General features: G+C 69.9%; 16 protein-coding genes and 1 tRNA gene. 7 read left to right on the top strand and 10 right to left on the bottom strand.

Annotated features, from left to right (window positions below; genetic code table 11):
• Window positions 1-32: 32 nt before the first annotated feature.
• The gene (gene phbB / locus JI746_RS09740) at window positions 33-755 is read right to left on the bottom strand and encodes an acetoacetyl-CoA reductase (protein ID WP_201688962.1); all 723 of its coding nucleotides are present in this window, start codon (window positions 753-755) and stop codon (window positions 33-35) included.
• Window positions 756-985: 230 nt separating this feature from the next.
• On the opposite strand from phbB, the gene JI746_RS09735 reads away from it, so the two are divergent.
• Entirely contained in the window at window positions 986-2341 is a 1356-nt protein-coding gene (locus JI746_RS09735) for an MBL fold metallo-hydrolase RNA specificity domain-containing protein (protein WP_201688960.1), read from the top strand.
• A gap of 103 nt (window positions 2342-2444) precedes the next feature.
• Complete coding sequence (locus tag JI746_RS09730) at window positions 2445-2768, top strand: c-type cytochrome (RefSeq protein ID WP_330892978.1); 324 nt, start codon at window positions 2445-2447, stop codon at window positions 2766-2768.
• 123 nt (window positions 2769-2891) lie between these two features.
• On the opposite strand, the gene JI746_RS09725 is transcribed toward JI746_RS09730, so the two are convergent.
• Window positions 2892-2967 (bottom strand) — tRNA-Arg (locus JI746_RS09725).
• A 57-nt stretch (window positions 2968-3024) separates the two neighbouring features.
• Complete coding sequence (locus JI746_RS09720; protein ID WP_201688959.1) at window positions 3025-3684, bottom strand: hypothetical protein; 660 nt, start codon at window positions 3682-3684, stop codon at window positions 3025-3027.
• 172 nt (window positions 3685-3856) lie between these two features.
• On the opposite strand from JI746_RS09720, the gene JI746_RS09715 reads away from it, so the two are divergent.
• Window positions 3857-4192 (top strand): YciI family protein, encoded by a 336-nt coding sequence (locus tag JI746_RS09715; protein ID WP_201688958.1) that lies wholly within the window; start codon window positions 3857-3859, stop codon window positions 4190-4192.
• A gap of 7 nt (window positions 4193-4199) precedes the next feature.
• Here JI746_RS09715 and JI746_RS09710 read toward each other — a convergent pair whose 3' ends face one another.
• The 3 genes from JI746_RS09710 to JI746_RS09700 all read right to left on the bottom strand — a co-directional run bounded on the left by JI746_RS09710 (window position 4200) and on the right by JI746_RS09700 (window position 6584).
• Window positions 4200-5030, bottom strand: a complete 831-nt coding sequence (locus JI746_RS09710; RefSeq protein ID WP_201688957.1) for a L,D-transpeptidase family protein — start codon at window positions 5028-5030, stop codon at window positions 4200-4202.
• A gap of 131 nt (window positions 5031-5161) precedes the next feature.
• Window positions 5162-5857, bottom strand: a complete 696-nt coding sequence (gene msrA, locus JI746_RS09705) for a peptide-methionine (S)-S-oxide reductase MsrA (protein ID WP_201688956.1) — start codon at window positions 5855-5857, stop codon at window positions 5162-5164.
• 142 nt (window positions 5858-5999) lie between these two features.
• Complete coding sequence (locus JI746_RS09700; protein ID WP_201688955.1) at window positions 6000-6584, bottom strand: hemerythrin domain-containing protein; 585 nt, start codon at window positions 6582-6584, stop codon at window positions 6000-6002.
• Between the two features lie 177 nt (window positions 6585-6761).
• Between JI746_RS09700 and JI746_RS09695 the strand changes: the two genes are divergently transcribed.
• Window positions 6762-7721 carry a c-type cytochrome gene (locus tag JI746_RS09695; protein ID WP_201688954.1) on the top strand — a complete coding sequence of 320 codons (960 nt, stop codon included), beginning with the start codon at window positions 6762-6764 and terminating at the stop codon, window positions 7719-7721.
• 54 nt (window positions 7722-7775) lie between these two features.
• Here the strand turns inward: JI746_RS09695 and JI746_RS09690 are convergent, their stop codons facing one another.
• From JI746_RS09690 to JI746_RS09680, 3 genes are all read right to left on the bottom strand, one after another.
• On the bottom strand, window positions 7776-8300 hold the full coding sequence (locus JI746_RS09690; protein WP_201688952.1) for a DUF2946 family protein: 525 nt from the start codon (window positions 8298-8300) through the stop codon (window positions 7776-7778).
• Between the two features lie 625 nt (window positions 8301-8925).
• Window positions 8926-10560, bottom strand: coding sequence for a GMC family oxidoreductase (locus JI746_RS09685; RefSeq protein WP_201688950.1), 1635 nt, complete (start codon window positions 10558-10560; stop codon window positions 8926-8928).
• A gap of 168 nt (window positions 10561-10728) precedes the next feature.
• Complete coding sequence (locus tag JI746_RS09680; RefSeq protein WP_201689507.1) at window positions 10729-12234, bottom strand: CoA-acylating methylmalonate-semialdehyde dehydrogenase; 1506 nt, start codon at window positions 12232-12234, stop codon at window positions 10729-10731.
• A gap of 125 nt (window positions 12235-12359) precedes the next feature.
• Between JI746_RS09680 and JI746_RS09675 the strand changes: the two genes are divergently transcribed.
• Window positions 12360-13304 (top strand): LysR family transcriptional regulator, encoded by a 945-nt coding sequence (locus JI746_RS09675; protein ID WP_201688948.1) that lies wholly within the window; start codon window positions 12360-12362, stop codon window positions 13302-13304.
• Between the two features lie 82 nt (window positions 13305-13386).
• Here the strand turns inward: JI746_RS09675 and JI746_RS09670 are convergent, their stop codons facing one another.
• Window positions 13387-15126 carry an acyclic terpene utilization AtuA family protein gene (locus JI746_RS09670; RefSeq protein WP_201688947.1) on the bottom strand — a complete coding sequence of 580 codons (1740 nt, stop codon included), beginning with the start codon at window positions 15124-15126 and terminating at the stop codon, window positions 13387-13389.
• An 89-nt stretch (window positions 15127-15215) separates the two neighbouring features.
• Between JI746_RS09670 and JI746_RS09665 the strand changes: the two genes are divergently transcribed.
• Window positions 15216-16340 (top strand): MlaE family ABC transporter permease, encoded by a 1125-nt coding sequence (locus tag JI746_RS09665; protein WP_201688945.1) that lies wholly within the window; start codon window positions 15216-15218, stop codon window positions 16338-16340.
• Entirely contained in the window at window positions 16340-17158 is an 819-nt protein-coding gene (locus JI746_RS09660) for an ABC transporter ATP-binding protein (RefSeq protein ID WP_201688943.1), read from the top strand. Before JI746_RS09665 ends, JI746_RS09660 begins: the two co-directional genes overlap by 1 nt.
• Window position 17159 lies beyond the last annotated feature (1 nt).

Genomic DNA, 17159 nt, shown 5'->3' with positions numbered 1-17159 from the left:
GCTGGAGGCCTGCGCCACACTCGTCTCCCGGCTCACTCCATGTGCTGCCCGCCGTTGACGGACAGGGTCGAACCGGTGATGAAGCCGGCCTCGTCGGCCACCAGGAACAGCACGGCCCGGGCGATTTCCTCCGGCTTTCCGAGACGCCCGACCGGGATGCGGGCGACGATGGTCTCCAGGATGGCGGCCGGCACGGCGGTCACCATGTCGGTGGCGGTGTAGCCCGGCGCGATGGCGTTGACGGTGATCCCATGGGAGGCCGTTTCGAGCGCGAGCGCCTTGGTGAAGCCGAGGATGCCGGCCTTGGCTGCTGCGTAGTTCGCCTGGCCGACCTGCCCTTGCTGCCCGTTGACGGAACCGATGTTCACGATGCGGCCGAAGCTGCGCGCGCGCATTCCACCGATCACGGCACGGCACATGTTGAAGCAGCCGCCGAGATCGATGCCGATGACCGATTCCCAGGCCTCGTGCGTCATCTTGTGCAGCATGCTGTCATGCGTCACTCCGGCGTTGTTCACCAGGATCTCCACCGGGCCGAGCTCGGTCGCGAGCCGGTCCACGCCCCGTTGGCAAGCGGCGAAGTCGGCCACGCTCCACTGGTACGCGGGAATGTCCGTGGCTTCCCGGAATCGCTGGGCGCCCGCTTCATTGCCGGCGTAGGTGACGGCCACGCGGTAGCCCGCCTGCTTGAGCACAAGCGCGGTGGCGGCACCGATTCCCCGGGTTCCGCCGGTGACGAGAGCGATCCGTGACATGGCTTCCTCCATCGCCCCGCAAGGACGTGGATCCAATCTAGGGCGCGTTCGCCGCAGGACCTTGATGGCCATCAAGCGCGTCCCGGCCAGGCCGAAGCGGTGCTGAAGTACGCCGACGGGGGAACTGGCGCGGTCCGGATGCCGCCGTGCGCTTGACGGTGCTCAAGGTCCGTGGCACCGCGACTCCTACATTGGCTGGGTGTCTCAGGCTGGCCTGAATGGAGGATGGCATGCGTCTGACCTTCCTGGGTGCGGCGGGCACCGTCACCGGCTCCCGCTACCTTCTCGAGCACGAGGACAAGCGGGTGCTGGTGGACTGCGGGCTCTTCCAGGGCCTCAAGCAACTCCGCCTGCGCAATTGGGATGCTTTCCCGGTGGATGCCCGGTCCATCGATGCGGTGGTACTGACCCATGCCCATATCGACCACAGCGGCTACCTGCCGGCGCTGGCGCAACGGGGCTTTCGTGGACCCGTGTTCGCCACCGAAGCCACGCGCGACCTCAGCGCGTTGATGCTGCCCGACTCCGGTCACCTGCAGGAGGAGGACGCCTTCTTCGCGAACCGCCATGGGTTCTCGAAGCATCACCCCGCGCTGCCGCTTTACACCGAACAGGACGCGCGCAAGGTCCTTCCCCTGTTCCGGACCAAGGCGTTCGGAGAAGAGTTCGAGCCGGTTCCAGGTGTCCGCATGCGTCTGGGCCTCGCCGGACACATCCTGGGCGCGGCCAGCGTGCACGTCCGCTGGGACACGGGGTCGCTGCTGTTTTCCGGTGACCTCGGGCGCGACGAAGACATCCTCATGCGCCCGCCGGACGCCCCGCCGGCTGCGGAATACGTCGTGATGGAGTCGACGTACGGCGACCGCATGCACCTGCACGAAGATGCCGCCACGCAATTCGCCGAAGTGATCAACCGGACGGCGGCAAGAGGCGGGATCGTCGTGGTGCCCGCTTTCGCCGTCGGCCGCGCGCAGGCCTTGCTGTACCTGGTCGCCGTCCTCAAGCAGCAGCATCGGATTCCTGACCTGCCGGTCTTCCTGAACAGTCCCATGGCCGCCGACGTGACGGCCATCTACCACAAGCACCGCAGCGAACACCGGCTCGACGAGGACCAGTGCCACCTGATGTGCCATGCGGCGCGGGTGGTGAATTCAGTCGACGAGTCGCGCAAGCTCAATGACATGCGCTTCCCCGCAGTGATCGTTTCGGCCAGCGGCATGGCAACCGGGGGCCGTGTGGTCCACCACCTGAAGGCGTTTGCGCCGGACCGGCGGAACACGATCCTGCTCGCCGGCTACCAGGCGGCAGGCACGCGCGGCGCAGCCCTGGCCGGCGGCGCCAGGGAGATCAAGATCCACGGCGAGTACGTCAAGGTTCGCGCCGAGGTTGCCAGCCTCGGCTCGCTCTCGGCCCACGCGGACCGAAGCGAATTGCTGCGCTGGATCGGCCTCCTGCCGCGTGCGCCGAAGCGCGTGTTCCTGACGCACGGCGAGCCCGTCGCCGCGGACAGCCTGCGCCAGGCGATCGAGGAGCAGCACAAGTGGTCCTGTGTCGTGGCCGAACACCTGCAGCGCGTGGAACTCTGATGCAGGGAGCAGCGGGACGGGGCGTTGGAATCCTGAGGCGCATCAAACCGGATGGCGACCTGGCGAGTAGCTTGAGTCTGGCGTTCCCTCCTGGAGAAGATCCGTGAAATTCGCGATCGCCGCCATCGCCCTCCTTGCCCTCGGCGCTTCGAGACCCGCTCTCGCGAACGCGCAGTTGGCCGAAGAGAAGCAGTGCATGCAGTGCCACGCCATGGACAGGGGCAGCATCGGTCCGTCTTTCCAGACGATCAAGGCCGTCTACCAGCGGATGAAGAATCCTGAAGCAAGCCTCATGGCCGTCATCCAGGAAGGCAACGACGCGAACCTCGGGCCGCACTGGGGTCGCGCGAGGATGCCGAACGGCAGCGAGCGCCCCCGCATCAGCGATCGGGAAGCAAGGCAGCTCGCCCGCTGGATACTGTCGTGACGCTGGATGGCCGGCCGGCTCCGGTTGGGGCCCGGACGCAGGAGAACCACTGGCGGTGCCCGAGCCGGCGGGCGTCGTTGCGGCCCCTCCTCTGGTCACTGAGATCTCGAAAAGGCTTTCCAGTGGCGCGGCTGGCGGGGATCGAACCCACGACCCTTGGCTTCGGAGGCCAATACTCTATCCACTGAGCTACAGCCGCGTCGCGCCATTGTAGCGGGCGGCCGATGGCGAGCGGGCGTGCGGCGCCGGGCCGGCGCTAGTCCGGCGCCGATTCCTTCAAGGGGGAGAACCTTTCCCCCTGCGTGGTCAGCCCCGGCAGCACGCGACTGGCCGTGAGCCACGAGACGCCGAAGGCAAGCAGGGCCGCCGCCTCGCCGTAGAAGGTCAGCCGCGGAGCGCGCGCGCTCAAGGCGCCGCCGCTGAACGAATCGAGGGCCAGCACCGCGATGCAGATCGCGATGACCGAACCGCAGGCGACGTAGATGTGCGCGCGCAGCTTCGCCTCCGGGTACCCCTTGACCAGCGCCCGCAGGCGGAACTCGTGGCACAGGAAGGCCAGGATCACGAACATGACGGCGGCCGAAATGGCGTGCACCCCGGGGACGAGTTCCGTGTGCGTGCCGCACTTGCAGGGAAACAGCGCGATGCCCAGTGCGGCTGCCGCTGCCGTCTTGCTCAAGGCCATCTCGCGCCTCGAGTAGCCGTTGTACGCCAGCAGGAAGGCGGCGATCGCGAACAGGAAGCCCGTGAAGATGCTCTGCGGCCAGCCGCCTTCGTAGTACGAAGCGCTGATCGAGCCGAGCGGCGAGGGGGACAACGCGCTGGTCAGGAGCGGCAAGGTGATCGCGATCAGGCCGACCAGCAGCTTGATGGTGCGGTGGTCGATCTCCCTGCGCCCGGGCGACGGCAAGCTCATGGGGTTCTCCTGCGCGGATTGTCGAACGGGCGCGTGGCCACGTCCCGCCGGGCCGTGGCTTCGCTCCCACGGCCGGGCACACCCGGCCGGACCAACTGCTGGCGTGAGCCTTGCCAAGCAGAGTCCAGCCAGCCGCACAATCCGCTCGCACCCACACCCTCCGGAGGTAGCGATGAAGTTCCTGTGCCTGGCCTACGGCGATGAAGCCGGGTGGAACGCGTTGAGTGAAGCCGACAAGGCGCGCGTGACCGCTGCCGACGATGTGATCCGCCGGCGCGGCAGCCTGATGGCCGCGGTGCGCCCGGAAGTCCGCACGGTGCGCAACTGGGAAGACGAGCCGGTCGTCACGACCCAAGCCTATGCGCAGCATGCGCTCGCGCTCGCGGGCTTTTCGGTGATCGAAGCGGATGCTATCGAAGAGGTGATCGGCCTGGTGGCCGAGACCCCTTGTGCACGCGCGGGTGGCTACATCGAGATCCGGCCGTTCTGGAACGTCGCCGACTCCTGAGGCACGCTCAGAACCCCGCCGCCGCGGCCGCCGTGCGCAGCGCGTGCGCCTGGGGGCTGGCCGGTCGCGCCGACGCCGCGGGCGCGCCCGCCGGGGGCCGCGCAGCGGGATCGGTGACGTCCCAGGAGCCGAAGACCTCGCCCGGGGGCCGCGTCTCGGGCAGCACGTACACCACCGCGCCGATCTTGCGCACCGTGGGGCTCAGCACCTGCTCGTAGAACGGGATCGGCAGGTTGATGCAGCCATACGAGATGCGCCGCACCTTGGGATCGGGCGAAGCGAGCCGTTCCGGCCGGCGCTGCGCCGGAAACGTGGTGATCACGCGGTGCATCGCGACGGCCGCACCGTAGTCCAGCCAAACGACGTCGACACCCGTGTCGTCCTCTCCCGGCTGCGCGATGAAGCGGCCGGCGGGCGTGGTCCGCTCGTGTTCCGGGATCTCGGACAAGGGCTTGTCGCCGACGCCCGGCGGCGTGTCGTCGCCGATGGTCAGGCCCAGCAGCGCCGGTGCCGTCGCCAGCAGCTTGCCCTGGGGGTCGAAGGCGTAGACGGTCGCTTCGTGCTTGTCCAGGATCACCACCGCCCGGCCGCGGTTGTCGCGGGTGAAGAAGGCCCAGTTCGCCACCTCGCGCACGCCGGCGGAGACGCGCGTGGAGCCGAACTGCGCCAACGGCCCTGGCTGGGCCACCGCGGCATGGTGCGTGGCAGCCGCGCCGGTCGCGGAACTCGCGAGCGCAGAGGGTTCAGGCGACGCCCATGCCGCAGCCGCGGCGAGGCAGATCAGCGCGCCGGCAAGACCGGAGCGGGCGAAGCGGGGACGGGGCAGGCGGACTGGCATGGGGGCTGTGAGGGCTGGCACGGCAATGGACCAACCGTCGCAGCATAGGAGCCTGGCCGGCCGTGCGGCCTTCCCGAGTGCAGTGCCTTGCAGTAGGACGCCGCCGTCCCCCGGGGCGGCGGCGGCCCCCGTCAACCCTTGGTCTGCGCCGCCACCAGCACCGGCTTGTCGCGGTAAAGCTGCGGCAGCATGGCCTTGAGGTTCGCGATCTTCGGTAGGTCGAAGGTCGCGATGTACGGCGACTCCGGATGCCGCGTCGCGTAATCCTGGTGGTAGGCCTCGGCGGGATAGAACGCCTTCAGGGGGGTGACCTGGGTCACGATCCTGGAGGGGAACACCTTCGCTGCATCGAGCTGCGCGATGTAGCGCTCGGTCACCGCCTTCTGCTGCGCGTCGCGGTAGAACACCGCGGAGCGGTACTGCGAGCCGCTGTCCGGGCCCTGCCGGTTCAGCGTGGTCGGATCGTGCGCGACGGAGAAGTAGACCTGCAGCAGCGTGCCGAAGGAAACCTGCCGTGGGTCGTACGTGACCTGCACCGATTCCGCGTGCCCGGTGCGCCCGGAGCCGACCTGTTCGTAGTGGGCCGTGCCCTGCTCGCCACCGGCATAGCCGGAGACCGCGCTGAGGACGCCCTTCGTATGCTGGAACACCGCCTGCACGCCCCAGAAGCAACCGCCGGCGAAGACGGCCGTTTCGGTGGCGGCGGTGCCGTTGACGTCCTGCGCCGGCGGCGGCAGTTGCACCGCCTTCTCGGCGGCGACGCCGCTGCCCACGAAGGCCCAGCCGGCTAGCGCCAGCGCGGCGACGACGAAGATGAGCCTGTTCATTCGTTCCTCCATGGGAGTGCGGATGGCGCGCATGGGCGCCTGCAGGCCCGCGTGGCCTGTGGACCCGTTATAGCGCGAAGGCGCGCTGGCTGCACCTGCCCCCACGGCCCGCGTGGTGCAGGGCGACTGGACCGCGCAGGCCTCAGCCGTGGCCGAGGCCGACGGGCGAGGGCGCCTGTCCCACGATGCGATCGAACAGTTCTTCGTACACCGGCTCGCGGCGGCCCGAGGCCAGCGGGTCCAGCGCCGCGGCAAAGGCGGCATCGAGCTCGGCGTGCTGCGCCGGGCTCAGCACCCGCGCCGCATGCGGCAGCAGGTGCGTTTCCTCGACCTGCATGTGCTGCAGGTAGAGGCGGATGTAGTCGTTCAGGGCGACGGTGAAGCCGTCGCGGCGCGCCTCGCCCAGGAACTCCCAGCCCACCAGCATGTGCTGCAGCTTGCGCACGCGGTGCTCGCCGGACGCGTGGTCCGCCTCGAGCTTCTCGATCACCGGTTGCAGTTCCGGCGTGGCGCGCAGCAGCATCGGGAACAGCAGGTTCGACTCGTTCGGATGGTGGCGCCGCTCGGGAAATTCGTCCAGGTAGAACAGCATGGCCCGCATGCTCTCGAAAAACTGCGCGCGGCGCTCGCCCGGCCCCTTGGCCGCGAGCAGGCGCAGCGAGCGCAGCAGGGCCGACACGGCCGCGTGTTCTTCGCGGATGATGCTGAGGGCGGATGCGCCGGACATTGCTGGGGAGACCTCCGGCCCCGAGCGTCCGCGAGACCGCCGAGCGGCGGGATGATGCAGGTCAAGCGCGGCCCCCGCGCCGCTGCCCGCCCGCCCGAAACCCGACGGGCGGGGGCCCATCGGGACCGCCCGATATAATCGCGGGTTCATCAAAGAACGCCTCCAACGAGAAACACCATGAGCGACAGCACGCTGGACGACGCCCACACTGGCCCGATCAAGACTCCCAAGCAACTGCTGATCACGGTGCTGTTCGCCTTCGTCGTCCCGGTGTTCATCATCATCGCGCTGGTGTCGTACGTGGTGTCCGAGGACAAGCCCGCCGGCAGCAGGGATGTCGAGAAGTACGTCCTCGGTGGCGTGACGACGCAGGACATCGAGCGCGGCGTCGCCGAGCGCCTGCGCAAGGTGGGCACCGTGGAAATCCGCGATGCCAACCGGCCGCTGCGCAGCGGCGAGGAAGTGTTCAAGGCCCAGTGCACGGCCTGCCACACCACGGGCGCTGCCGGCGCACCGAAGTTCGGTGACGCGGCCGCCTGGGCCAACCGCATCAAGACCGGCTTCGACGCCCTGGTCGCCTCCGCCGTCAAGGGCAAGGGCGCCATGCCGCCGCAGGCCGGCGGCGATTTCGGCGAGGTCGAAGTGGCGCGCGGCGTGGCCTACATGGCCAACGCGGCCGGCGCGAAGTTCGCCGAGCCCGCAGCGCCGGCCGCCCCGGTGGCGGGCGCTCCGGCTGCCGGGGCCGCTCCGGTCGCCGCGGCCCCGGCTGCTGCCGCACCGGCTGTTGCCGCACCGGCGGCTCCCGCTGCTCCGGTTGCCGCTGCGGCCCCCAGCGCCGCGCCGGCCGCCGCGGCGACGACCGCCGCCGCCGCGCCCGCTGCGGCTCCCGCTGCCGCCGCCGGCAATGGCAAGGCCCTCTACGACGCGACCTGCGGCATGTGCCACGGTGCCGGCGTCGCCGGAGCGCCGAAGCTGGGCGACAAGGCGGCCTGGGCGCCGCGCATCGCGCAGGGCCTGCCCACGCTGCAGAACAACGCGCTGCACGGCAAGGGCGCGATGCCGCCCAAGGGCGGCAGCACGGCGCCGGATGCCGATGTGAAGGCTGCCGTCGAATACATGGTCAACGCGTCGAAGTAAGCGGGCGCGCGCCGCTCTCGCCACCGAAGCCGGCCTTGCGCCGGCTTCGCTGCTTCAGGGCCGTTGCCCCGCTGGACTCGTCACGTAGCCGAAGCGGGCGGGCAGGTCCGCCCCCCGAACCTCTTCGGGCACCCAGCGACCCGACTCCACGACATCGGACGCGCGCACGATGTCCTGCGTGTGCACCAGGCCGAAGCCGCGGTCCGTGACGAGGTAGAGCCGCCCCTCCTCGTCGAGGAGGCAGCCCTGGACCTGCGCGGCCAGCCCGGTGTGGCTGGTCACCGCGTCGGCCCCGGCGACGCGCCAGATCCAGGGCGTGGCCTGCAGTTCGACATAGACGCGCTGCGGCCCGTTCTGGAAGAACCACTGGCCCTGCGCGTCGCGGTCGTAGTTGCGGTGGATGAAGTCGATCAGCTTCTCGTGCCGCAACAGCGAGCCCTTGGCCTGCGGGAAGGGCCCGGCGGCCTGCACGCGGTCGTCCCGCATGTACCAGTTGCCGCGGTCGTCGAGTGCCAGCCAGCCGAAGCAATGCGGCACGTTGGGCCACTTGGCCATGGCCTGGCGCACGATGTCGTCCATCGCCCATTATGGGCAGAGTCGGCGCAGGAAGGAGGCGCCGTGCTGGAGCGCCAGGAGCGTGCCGGGCCCAAAAAGAAAGGCGCCGCTGGACAGCGGCGCCTTCGAGTCGGTCCCCGATCTTTGCGGGGGCCGGCGATGTTCGATTTCTGATTGGGGGTTTGTCTCCTCGGTCCCTCGTCCTGTTGCACCCGCCTGGGGCGCAACGCGAGTGCCCGGACTGTACAGCGACGCACAGGCACAGTGCATCCGGGATTTCCCGGCTCGGCCATGCGCGGCGAAGGAGTTTTGACGCAATACAAAGTCCTGCGGATGACAGGGGCAGCCCGGCCGGGCTCCCGGAAGGCCAGCGGGAGCAGCGTTGCCTCCGATCCCCTCGGGAGCATCGTAGCGCTGCGCTCCTGGCTGACCCCGGGGCAGCGGCTGCTCCACCATGCAACGCCGCAGGCGCAGGACGGCTTTGTCCGACTCCGGAAGTCAAGGAGGAGGCGCGGGCGTGGCTTCGGCCAAGGCCCGTGCTCTCAACCGCGCCGGGGGACATGGAGTGAGGCGGACAAAGCCGTCCTGCGCCGGACCGGAGGGCACAGAGCGCAGCGCGGCACCGCACCGCACCGCACCGCACCGCTTGCTAGTGCCGCGGCACCTCCTTCTGCACCCACTCGGCGGCTTTTTCCGCCAGCATCAGGATCGGTGCGTTGGTGTTGCCGCTGGTGATGGTGGGCATCGCGCCGCCGTCCACCACGCGCAGGCCGGCGATGCCGCGCACGCGCAGGCGCGCATCCAGCACCGCCAGCGGGTCGTCGTCCGCGCCCATCGCCGTCGTGCCCACCGGATGGAAGATGGTGGTGGCGATGTCGCCTGCCAGCCGCGCCAGTTCCTCGTCGCTCTGGTACTGCACGCCGGGCCGCCACTCCTGCGGGTGGAAGGGCGCCAGCGCCGGCTGCGCCGCGATGCGGCGCGTGACGCGCAGCGAATCGGCCGCGACCTTGCGGTCCGCGTCGGTGCTCAGGTAATTGGGTGCGATGGCCGGCGCGTCCGCGAAGCGGTTGCTGCGGATGCGCACCCAGCCGCGGCTCGTCGGGTTGAGGTTGCAGACGCTGGCCGTGAAGGCGTTGAAGCCATGCAGCGGCTCGCCGAAGGCGTCGAGGCTCAGGGGCTGCACGTGGTATTCGATGTTCGGATACGGCTGCTCGGGCGAACTGCGCGTGAAGGCGCCGAGCTGCGAGGGCGCCATGCTCATGGGCCCGCTGCGCTTCAGCGCGTATTCCATGCCGATCTTCAGCTTGCCCCACCAGCTGTTGGCCAGCGTGTTCAGGGTCGCCACGCCGTCCACCTTGAACACGGCGCGGATCTGCAGGTGGTCCTGCAGGTTCTCGCCGACGCCGGGCAGGTCCTGCACCACGGGAATGCCGTGCTCGCGCAGCAGCCCGGCCGGCCCGATGCCGGAGAGCTGCAGCAACTGCGGCGAGCCGATGCTGCCCGCGCACAGCAGCACTTCGCGCGCGGCCAGCGCCGTTTCCATGCCCTCGCCGGTCCAGACCTCGGCGCCGCGGCAGCGTTTCGTGCCATCCGGGAGCGTCTCGAACAGCAGGCGCGTGACCTGCGCGTTGGTCCACAGCTCGAAGTTCGGGCGGCCGTAGCAGGTCGGGCGCAGGAAGGCCTTGGCGGTGTTCCAGCGCCAGCCGCCCTTCTGGTTGACCTGGAAGTAGCCGACGCCTTCGTTGCTGCCGCGGTTGAAGTCCTCGCTGTGCGGGATGCCCGCTTCCTGGGCGGCCTGCGCGAAGGCATCGAGCACGTCCCAGCGCAGGCGCTGCTTCTCCACGCGCCATTCCCCGCCGCTGCCATGCACGGCGTCGGCGCCCTTGTAGTAGTCCTCGTGCTTCTTGAAGTAGGGCAGGCAGTGCTCCCAGCGCCAGCTCGCGTCGCCCAGGCGCTGCGCCCAGCCGTCGTAGTCGCGGGCCTGGCCGCGCATGTAGATCATGCCGTTGATGCTGGAGCAGCCGCCGAGCGTCTTGCCGCGCGGGTAGCGCAGCTTGCGGCCGTTGAGGCCCGCGTCCGGCTCGGTGTAGTACAGCCAGTCGGTGCGTTCGTTGCCGATGCAATAGAGGTAGCCGACCGGAATGTGGATCCAGTGGTAGTCGTCGCGCCGCCCCGCCTCGATCAGCAGCACGCGCCTCTTCGGATCCGCACTCAGCCGGTTCGCCAGCAGGCACCCCGCCGTGCCGGCGCCGATGATGATGTAGTCGAAGCTGTTGTAGCTCATGTCTCCCCTCGTCCTCGTCGTGAGCGGTGTTCGAACAGCCTCAACGCGAAAGCCGCACAAGAAAATGCGAAAGCCGCAAAAGGAATCCTTGGCAGGAGTTTACTTTTGCGGCTTTCGCGTTACTTTCGCGGCTTTTGCGTTGAGGGCATTCTCTCCCGCCAGCCACCGCTATTTCGAGGTCGGCATCACGAACTCCGCGCCTTTCGAGATGCTCTCCGGCCAGCGCTGCATGATCGACTTCTGCTTGGTGTAGAAGCGCACGCCTTCCTCGCCGTAGGCGTGCATGTCGCCGAACAGGCTCTTCTTCCAGCCGCCGAAGCCGTGCCACGCCATCGGCACCGGGATCGGCACGTTGATGCCCACCATGCCCACCTGCACGCGGCGGCCGAATTCGCGCGCCACGTTACCGTCGCGGGTGAAGCACGAGACGCCGTTGCCGTATTCGTGCGCGTTGATCACGTCCACCGCTTCCTTCAGGTCCTTCACGCGCATGCATCCGAGCACCGGGCCGAAGATCTCCTCCTGGTAGATCTTCATGTCCGGCCGCACGTTGTCGAACAGCGTGCCGCCCAGCCAGAAGCCGCTGTCGCAGCCGGCGCCGGCCGCCGCGCCCTGGAACTTGCGGCCGTCCACGAGCAGCTTCGCGCCTTCGGTCTCGCCCTGCGCGATGTAGCCGGTGATGCGCTGGTGCGCCGCCGGCGTGACGATCGGGCCCATCTCCGCATCGAGCTCGGTGCCGTTCTTCACCTTCAGCGCCTGCGTGCGCTCGGCCAGCTTGTCCATGATCTTGTCGGCGGCCTCGCCGACCAGGATGCCGACCGAGATCGCCATGCAGCGCTCGCCGGCGGAACCGAAGGCCGACCCGATCAGCGCATCGATCGCCTGGTCCATGTCGGCGTCGGGCATGACCACCATGTGGTTCTTCGCCCCGCCCAGCGCCTGCACGCGCTTGCCGTGCTTCGCGCCGGTCTCGTAGATCTTCTGCGCGATGGCGGTGGAGCCGACGAAGGAGATCGCCTTCACGTCCGGGTGCTCGATCAGCGCGTCGACGGCTTCCTTGTCGCCCTGGACCACGCTGAACACGCCATCGGGCAGGCCCGCTTCCTTCAGCAGTTCGGCCATGCGGATCGAGGGCGTCGGATCGAGCGGGCTGGGCTTGAGGATGAAGCAGTTGCCGGCGGCGAGCGCCACCGGGAACATCCACATCGGCACCATCACCGGGAAGTTGAAGGGCGTGATGCCGGCCACCACGCCCAGCGGCTGGCGCATCGTCCAGTTGTCGATGCCGGTGGAAACCTGGTCGGTGTAGTCGCCCTTGAGCAGCTGCGGGATGCCGCAGGCGAACTCCACGATCTCGAGGCCGCGCGTGACCTCGCCCTGCGCGTCGGTGAACACCTTGCCGTGTTCGGCGGTGATCATGCGGGCCAGGTCGTCGCGGTAGCGGTTCAGGAGTTCGAGGAACCTGAACATCACGCGGGCGCGGCGCAGCGGCGGCGTGTCGGCCCAGGCCGGGAAGGCAGCCTGCGCGGCCGCGACGGCCTGTGCCACTTCGCCGGCGTTGGCCAGCGCCACCCGGCCGCTGACCTGGCCGAGGGCGGGGTTGAACACGTCGGCGCGGCGGCCGCTCTGGCCGGGGGCCAGCTTGCCGGCGATCCAGTGTTCGATGGACGCCATCGTGGCGGCGGGACGGTTCTTGTCGGGTGCGTTCATGGTCGTGGTTCTCGCAGGGAGGTCGGGCCAGTCTAGGCCCGCGGCGCCGGTTTGCAAAGGCGCGGGCGGCGATCACATTGTTTGCCAGAATGAACAATGTGACTGCCGCCGCCACCCCCGCCTTCGCCGACCTGCACCTGCTCACCGTGCTGGCCGAAACCCGCAGCTACACCCAGGCGGCGCGCCGGCTCGGGATCTCCAAGGCCTCGGTCAGCGGGCGGATCGCGGAGCTGGAACGCGTGGCCGGCGTGCCGCTGGTGCGCCGCACGACGCGCTCGGTGGGACTCACGCAGGCCGGCCAGCAACTGGTGGACGAGACGCGCGGCGCCTTCGAGCGCATCGCGCACAGCTTCGCCGGCATCCGCGACCTGGCCGGCTCGCCGCGCGGCCTGCTGCGGGTGAGCGCGCCGGTGGCGCTGGGCCGCCAGCACGTCGCGCCCGTGCTGCCTGCATTCCTGCAGCAGTATCCCGAGATCCGGCTGGACCTCGACCTGAGCGACCGCTTCGTCAACCTCGCGCAGGAGGGTTTCGACATCGCCATCCGGCACACGCAGGCACCGCCGGAGACGCATGTGGCCTGGCAGCTCTGCCCCTCGCGCTCGCTGCTGGTCGCCAGCCCCGACTACCTGCGGCGGCACGGCACGCCGCGCCATCCCTCGGAGCTGTCCGGGCACGCCTGCCTGGCCTACCTGCGCCAGGGCGGCCACCAGGCCTGGTCGTTCGAGCGGGGTGCCGGCCGGAAGGCCGAACGCGTGGTGGTGAACGTGGAGGGGCCGTTCCGCGCCAACAACAGCGAGGTGCTGCGCGACGCGGTGCTGGCGGGATCGGGCATCGCCCTGCTGCCGGACTTCAGCGCCGCCGCGCACCTGGGGCCGCGCCAGCTCGTGCCGCTGCTGCCCGAGTGGCGGCCGCTCGGCTTCTTCGGCGATGCGATCTACGCGATCCGGCCGTGGTCGCCGCAGGTGCCGCGGGCGGTGCAGTGCCTGGTGGATCACCTGCGGGGGGCGATGAAGGCGGGATTTTCGGTTGCGTAGGCTGGCGGTGACGCGCGCCAGCGCCGGAACCCCAGCGCTGTCGCAACGCTGGGGTTCGGGAGCTTCGCTCCTCACCGCCAGCCTACGAAGCCCACCCTTGCGGTACCTGCACCGGCATCGCCAGCAGGATCTGCGCCATCCCTTTCCCGAGCGGATCGTTGCGCAAGGAAGCCATCCCGCCGCCATCCAGCGCCTCGCTGCACACGAAATTCATCGCGCCGATGCCGGGCACATCGAAGCGCCGGACTTCGCCGGCCACCAGGTGCGCCAGCCACTCCTTCACGCGCTGCTCCGTCACCTGCGCCCGCAGCCACGGCAGCCACTCGGGCCGGCGCGCGATCACGCCGATGTTGGACGTATCGCCCTTGTCGCCGCTGCGCGCCCAGGCAAGCTGCACCAGCGGCACCTCGATGCACGGCGCCGGCGGAAAGGCCGCCGGCACGGCATCCACTTCCTGCGCCGGCGGCACCGCCGCCTGGCCGCAGGGAATCGCCGCCTCCAGCATCTCCCCATCGACGTCCACGCGCGGCGTCACCTGCGCCTTGTCGACGAAGAACGCCAGCTGCCGGATGCAGGGCGAAGGGCTCGGCCGCCCGCCGGCGCCCGTGGTGCCCGGCGCCCAGCTCGTGCCGGCCGGCGCGATCTCGCGTGCGAACAGCTCCAGCGCCTCCTTGCGCGGATGCATCACGGCCACCTGCAGCACCGCCTCGCGGACCTCGCCGCAACGCGCGTGCGGCCCGAAGTTCGCCTGCTCCGAGCCGAGCACTTCGATGCGCGTGCGCGTGTAGTCGGGCCAGCCGCGCGCCGCGAACAGCGCCCGCGTGCGCGCCAGGATCGCTTCCCCGGTGCGCTGCGCCTTGCGCGCCGCCGCCAGGCCGACGATCGTGAGCTGGCCGGTGCAGCGAAAGCCGTCCATCGCGGTGGCCGAAACCTTGTACTGCGGGCCGGGCGCGAGGCCCTGCGCGCCGCTCACCATCACCCGCTGGTCGCCGACGGCCTCGAGCCGCACCTGCGTGAAGTCGCAGGTCACGTCCGGCAGCAGGTAACGCCGCGGATCGCCGATCTCGTACAGCATCTGTTCGGCCACCACGGCGTGATTCACCAGACCGCCCGTGCCCGGCGGCTTGGTCAGCACAAAGCTGCCGTCGGCGTGGCATTCCAGCACCGGGTAGCCGATGTGCGGCCAGTCCGGCACGGCCTCCCAATCGGTGTGCAGGCCGCCGGTGGCCTGGCAGCCGCATTCGACCAGATGGCCGGCCAGGCTGCCCTGGGCCAGGCGCGCGTAGTCGTCCGCGGCCCAGCCGAACGCGTGCATCAGCGCTCCCAGCGTCACCGCGCTGTCCACGCAGCGGCCGGTGATCACCACCTGCGCCCCGGCGTCGAGTGCGGCGCGGATCGGCAGCGCGCCCAGGTAGGCGTTGGCGGTGAGGAGCTTGCCGGAAGGCGGCGCGGGCGCCAGCGCCACGACGTCGTCGCCGGTGACGACGGCAATGCGCAGGCGCACGCCTTGTTCGGCCGCGAGCGCCCGCAGCGCGTCGGCGCAGGCCTGCGGGTTCACGCCGCCGGCATTGCTGATCACGCGGATGCCGCCCGCCACCACCTCGCGCAGGATCTCGCGCAGGGTGACCTGCACGAAGTCGGTGGCGTAGCCCAGCTCGGGGTTCCTGCCGCGCGCCGCCGCCAGGATGGACAGGGTCAGTTCGGCCAGGTAGTCGAACACCAGGAAGTCGACCTCCCCGCGTTCCACCAGCTGCGGCGCCCCGACGCAGCTGTCGCCCCAGAAGCCCGAGGCGCCCCCGATGCGCACCACGTCCTTGGCCATGGACCTTCTCCTTGTCGCCGCTGTCGCACTGGCGCCCTTATACCGCCGCCCCACGGACGACGGCTCTGCCGTTACGATGGACAGTTCCCATGGCCACCAACGAGCTCACGCCCCGCGTCGAACAAGCGCCCGCGGCGCAGGGCGACGTCGTGCGCCTGCTCGGGGAATGGACGGCGGCTCAGTTCTCGCGGCCGCAGCTCTTTCGCGACCTGGTGCGCGCCCTGCCGCGCAAGCGCGACCGGCAGGCCTGGGACCTGCGGCAGGCCGCGTTGCTGGACCACGTGGGCGCCCAGCTGCTGTGGGACCACTGGGGCCAGCGCTGGCCGGACCAGCTCGAGGTGCTGCCGCCGCAGCGCGCGATCCTGGAGCGGGTCGCCCAGTTCACGCGCGCGCGACCCAAACGCAAGCGCCCCGGCCTGCGCGACTACTACCTCGGGTTCGGCGCGCTGCTGCTGCGCGCCGGCGATCACCTCAAGGGTTTCCTGCAGCTGATCGGCCAGCTGACGATCGACCTGCGCGAGCTGGTGCGGGCGCCGCACCGGGCGCCCTGGCGCGATTTTTCCGGCCACCTGTACCGCATCGGCGCGACCTCGCTGCCGATCACGGCGCTGGTCGGCGGGCTGATCGGCGTGGTGCTGGCCTACCTCACCGCCCAGCAGCTGCGGCAGTTCGGGGCCGACGCGTACATCGTCGACATCCTGGGCATCGCGCTGGTGCGCGAACTCGGCCCGATGCTGGGCGCGATCCTGATCGCCGGCCGTTCCGGTTCCGCGATCACGGCGGAGATCGGCGTCATGCGCGTGACCGACGAACTCGATGCGATGCGCGTGATGGGGATCTCGCACACCTACCGGCTGGTGATGCCGCGCGCGATGGCGCTGTCGATCGCCATGCCCCTGATCAGCGGCTGGACCACGATCGCCGGCCTGATCGGCGGCATGGTGGCGGCCGACCTGTCGCTGGGCATCAGCCCGCTGTTCTTCCTGCGCGCGCTGCCGGACGCGGTGCGCGTCTCCAACCTGGTGCTGGGCATGTCGAAGTCGGTGGTGTTCGGCATCCTGATCGCGCTCATCGGCTGCCACTTCGGCCTGCGCGTGCAGCCCAACACCCAAAGCCTGGGGCAGGGCACGACGGCTTCGGTGGTCACCGCGATCACGGTGGTGATCCTGGTGGACGCGCTGTTCGCCATCCTGTTCAGCAACGTGGGGATCTGATGGAGCCGGACGCGCCGCCGCGCCCCCATGCCTCGGAGCCGATGGTGGAGATCCGCAAGCTGTGGTCGGTCTTCGAGATGCCGGACCGGCGCCTGGTGATCCACAAGGATCTCGACCTCAGCGTGCAGCGCGGCGAGGTGCTGTCGATCGTCGGCGGGTCCGGCTCCGGCAAGACGGTGCTGCTGCGCCAGATCCTCGGGCTGGAGCGCCCGCACAAGGGCGAGGTGCGCATCATGGGGCACCCGGTGGGCGAGTTCTCCGGCCGCGGCGCCTCCAGCCGCATCGGCATGCTGTTCCAGCACGGCGCGCTGTTCTCCGCCTTCACCGTGCTGGAGAACATCGCCTTTCCGCTGCGCGAGCTCAAGACGCTGCCGCACAAGCTGATCGTCGAGGCGGCGATGGTCAAGCTGCAGATGGTGGGCCTCAAGCCGGTCGACGCCGACAAGATGCCTTCCGAACTGTCGGGCGGCATGATCAAGCGCGCCGCGCTGGCGCGGGCCCTCATCATGGATCCGCCGCTGCTGCTGCTGGACGAGCCCACGGCGGGCCTGGACCCGGAGAGCTCGGACGGCTTCGTCAACCTGCTGCGCTCGCTGCACCGCGACCTGGCGCTGACGGTGATCATGGTCACCCACGACCTCGACACGTTGTTCGAGCTGTCCACCCGCATCGCGGTGCTGGCCGACCAGCGCGTGATCGTCAACGACCGGCCGCGCGAGGTGATCGCCTTCCGCCATCCCTTCGTGGAGGACTTCTTCCTGGGGGAGCGGGGCCAGCGGGCGATGGAACTGTTGCGCGAATACCCGTTCGCGATCTGAT

Origin of the sequence: Ramlibacter alkalitolerans (assembly GCF_016722765.1) — a bacterium.
Lineage (GTDB): Bacteria > Pseudomonadota > Gammaproteobacteria > Burkholderiales > Burkholderiaceae_C > Ramlibacter > Ramlibacter alkalitolerans.
The sequence above is the reverse complement of the archived record's forward strand: the minus strand, read 5'-3'. Positions and strand labels throughout refer to the sequence as shown.

Bases quoted from the DNA above. Each gene is read 5' to 3' on its own strand.
- JI746_RS09670 (WP_201688947.1), bottom strand. From the start codon at position 15,126: ATGGCCAAGGACGTGGTGCGCATCGGGGGCGCCTCGGGCTTCTGGGGC.
- JI746_RS09710 (WP_201688957.1), bottom strand. From the start codon at position 5,030: ATGCCAGTCCGCCTGCCCCGTCCCCGCTTCGCCCGCTCCGGTCTTGCC.
- JI746_RS09720 (WP_201688959.1), bottom strand. From the start codon at position 3,684: ATGAGCTTGCCGTCGCCCGGGCGCAGGGAGATCGACCACCGCACCATC.
- JI746_RS09675 (WP_201688948.1), top strand. From the start codon at position 12,360: ATGAACAATGTGACTGCCGCCGCCACCCCCGCCTTCGCCGACCTGCAC.
- JI746_RS09680 (WP_201689507.1), bottom strand. From the start codon at position 12,234: ATGGCGTCCATCGAACACTGGATCGCCGGCAAGCTGGCCCCCGGCCAG.
- JI746_RS09715 (WP_201688958.1), top strand. From the start codon at position 3,857: ATGAAGTTCCTGTGCCTGGCCTACGGCGATGAAGCCGGGTGGAACGCG.
- JI746_RS09690 (WP_201688952.1), bottom strand. From the start codon at position 8,300: ATGGACGACATCGTGCGCCAGGCCATGGCCAAGTGGCCCAACGTGCCG.
- JI746_RS09700 (WP_201688955.1), bottom strand. From the start codon at position 6,584: ATGTCCGGCGCATCCGCCCTCAGCATCATCCGCGAAGAACACGCGGCC.
- phbB (WP_201688962.1), bottom strand. From the start codon at position 755: ATGTCACGGATCGCTCTCGTCACCGGCGGAACCCGGGGAATCGGTGCC.
- JI746_RS09665 (WP_201688945.1), top strand. From the start codon at position 15,216: ATGGCCACCAACGAGCTCACGCCCCGCGTCGAACAAGCGCCCGCGGCG.
- msrA (WP_201688956.1), bottom strand. From the start codon at position 5,857: ATGAACAGGCTCATCTTCGTCGTCGCCGCGCTGGCGCTAGCCGGCTGG.
- JI746_RS09695 (WP_201688954.1), top strand. From the start codon at position 6,762: ATGAGCGACAGCACGCTGGACGACGCCCACACTGGCCCGATCAAGACT.
- JI746_RS09660 (WP_201688943.1), top strand. From the start codon at position 16,340: ATGGAGCCGGACGCGCCGCCGCGCCCCCATGCCTCGGAGCCGATGGTG.
- JI746_RS09685 (WP_201688950.1), bottom strand. From the start codon at position 10,560: ATGAGCTACAACAGCTTCGACTACATCATCATCGGCGCCGGCACGGCG.
- JI746_RS09735 (WP_201688960.1), top strand. From the start codon at position 986: ATGCGTCTGACCTTCCTGGGTGCGGCGGGCACCGTCACCGGCTCCCGC.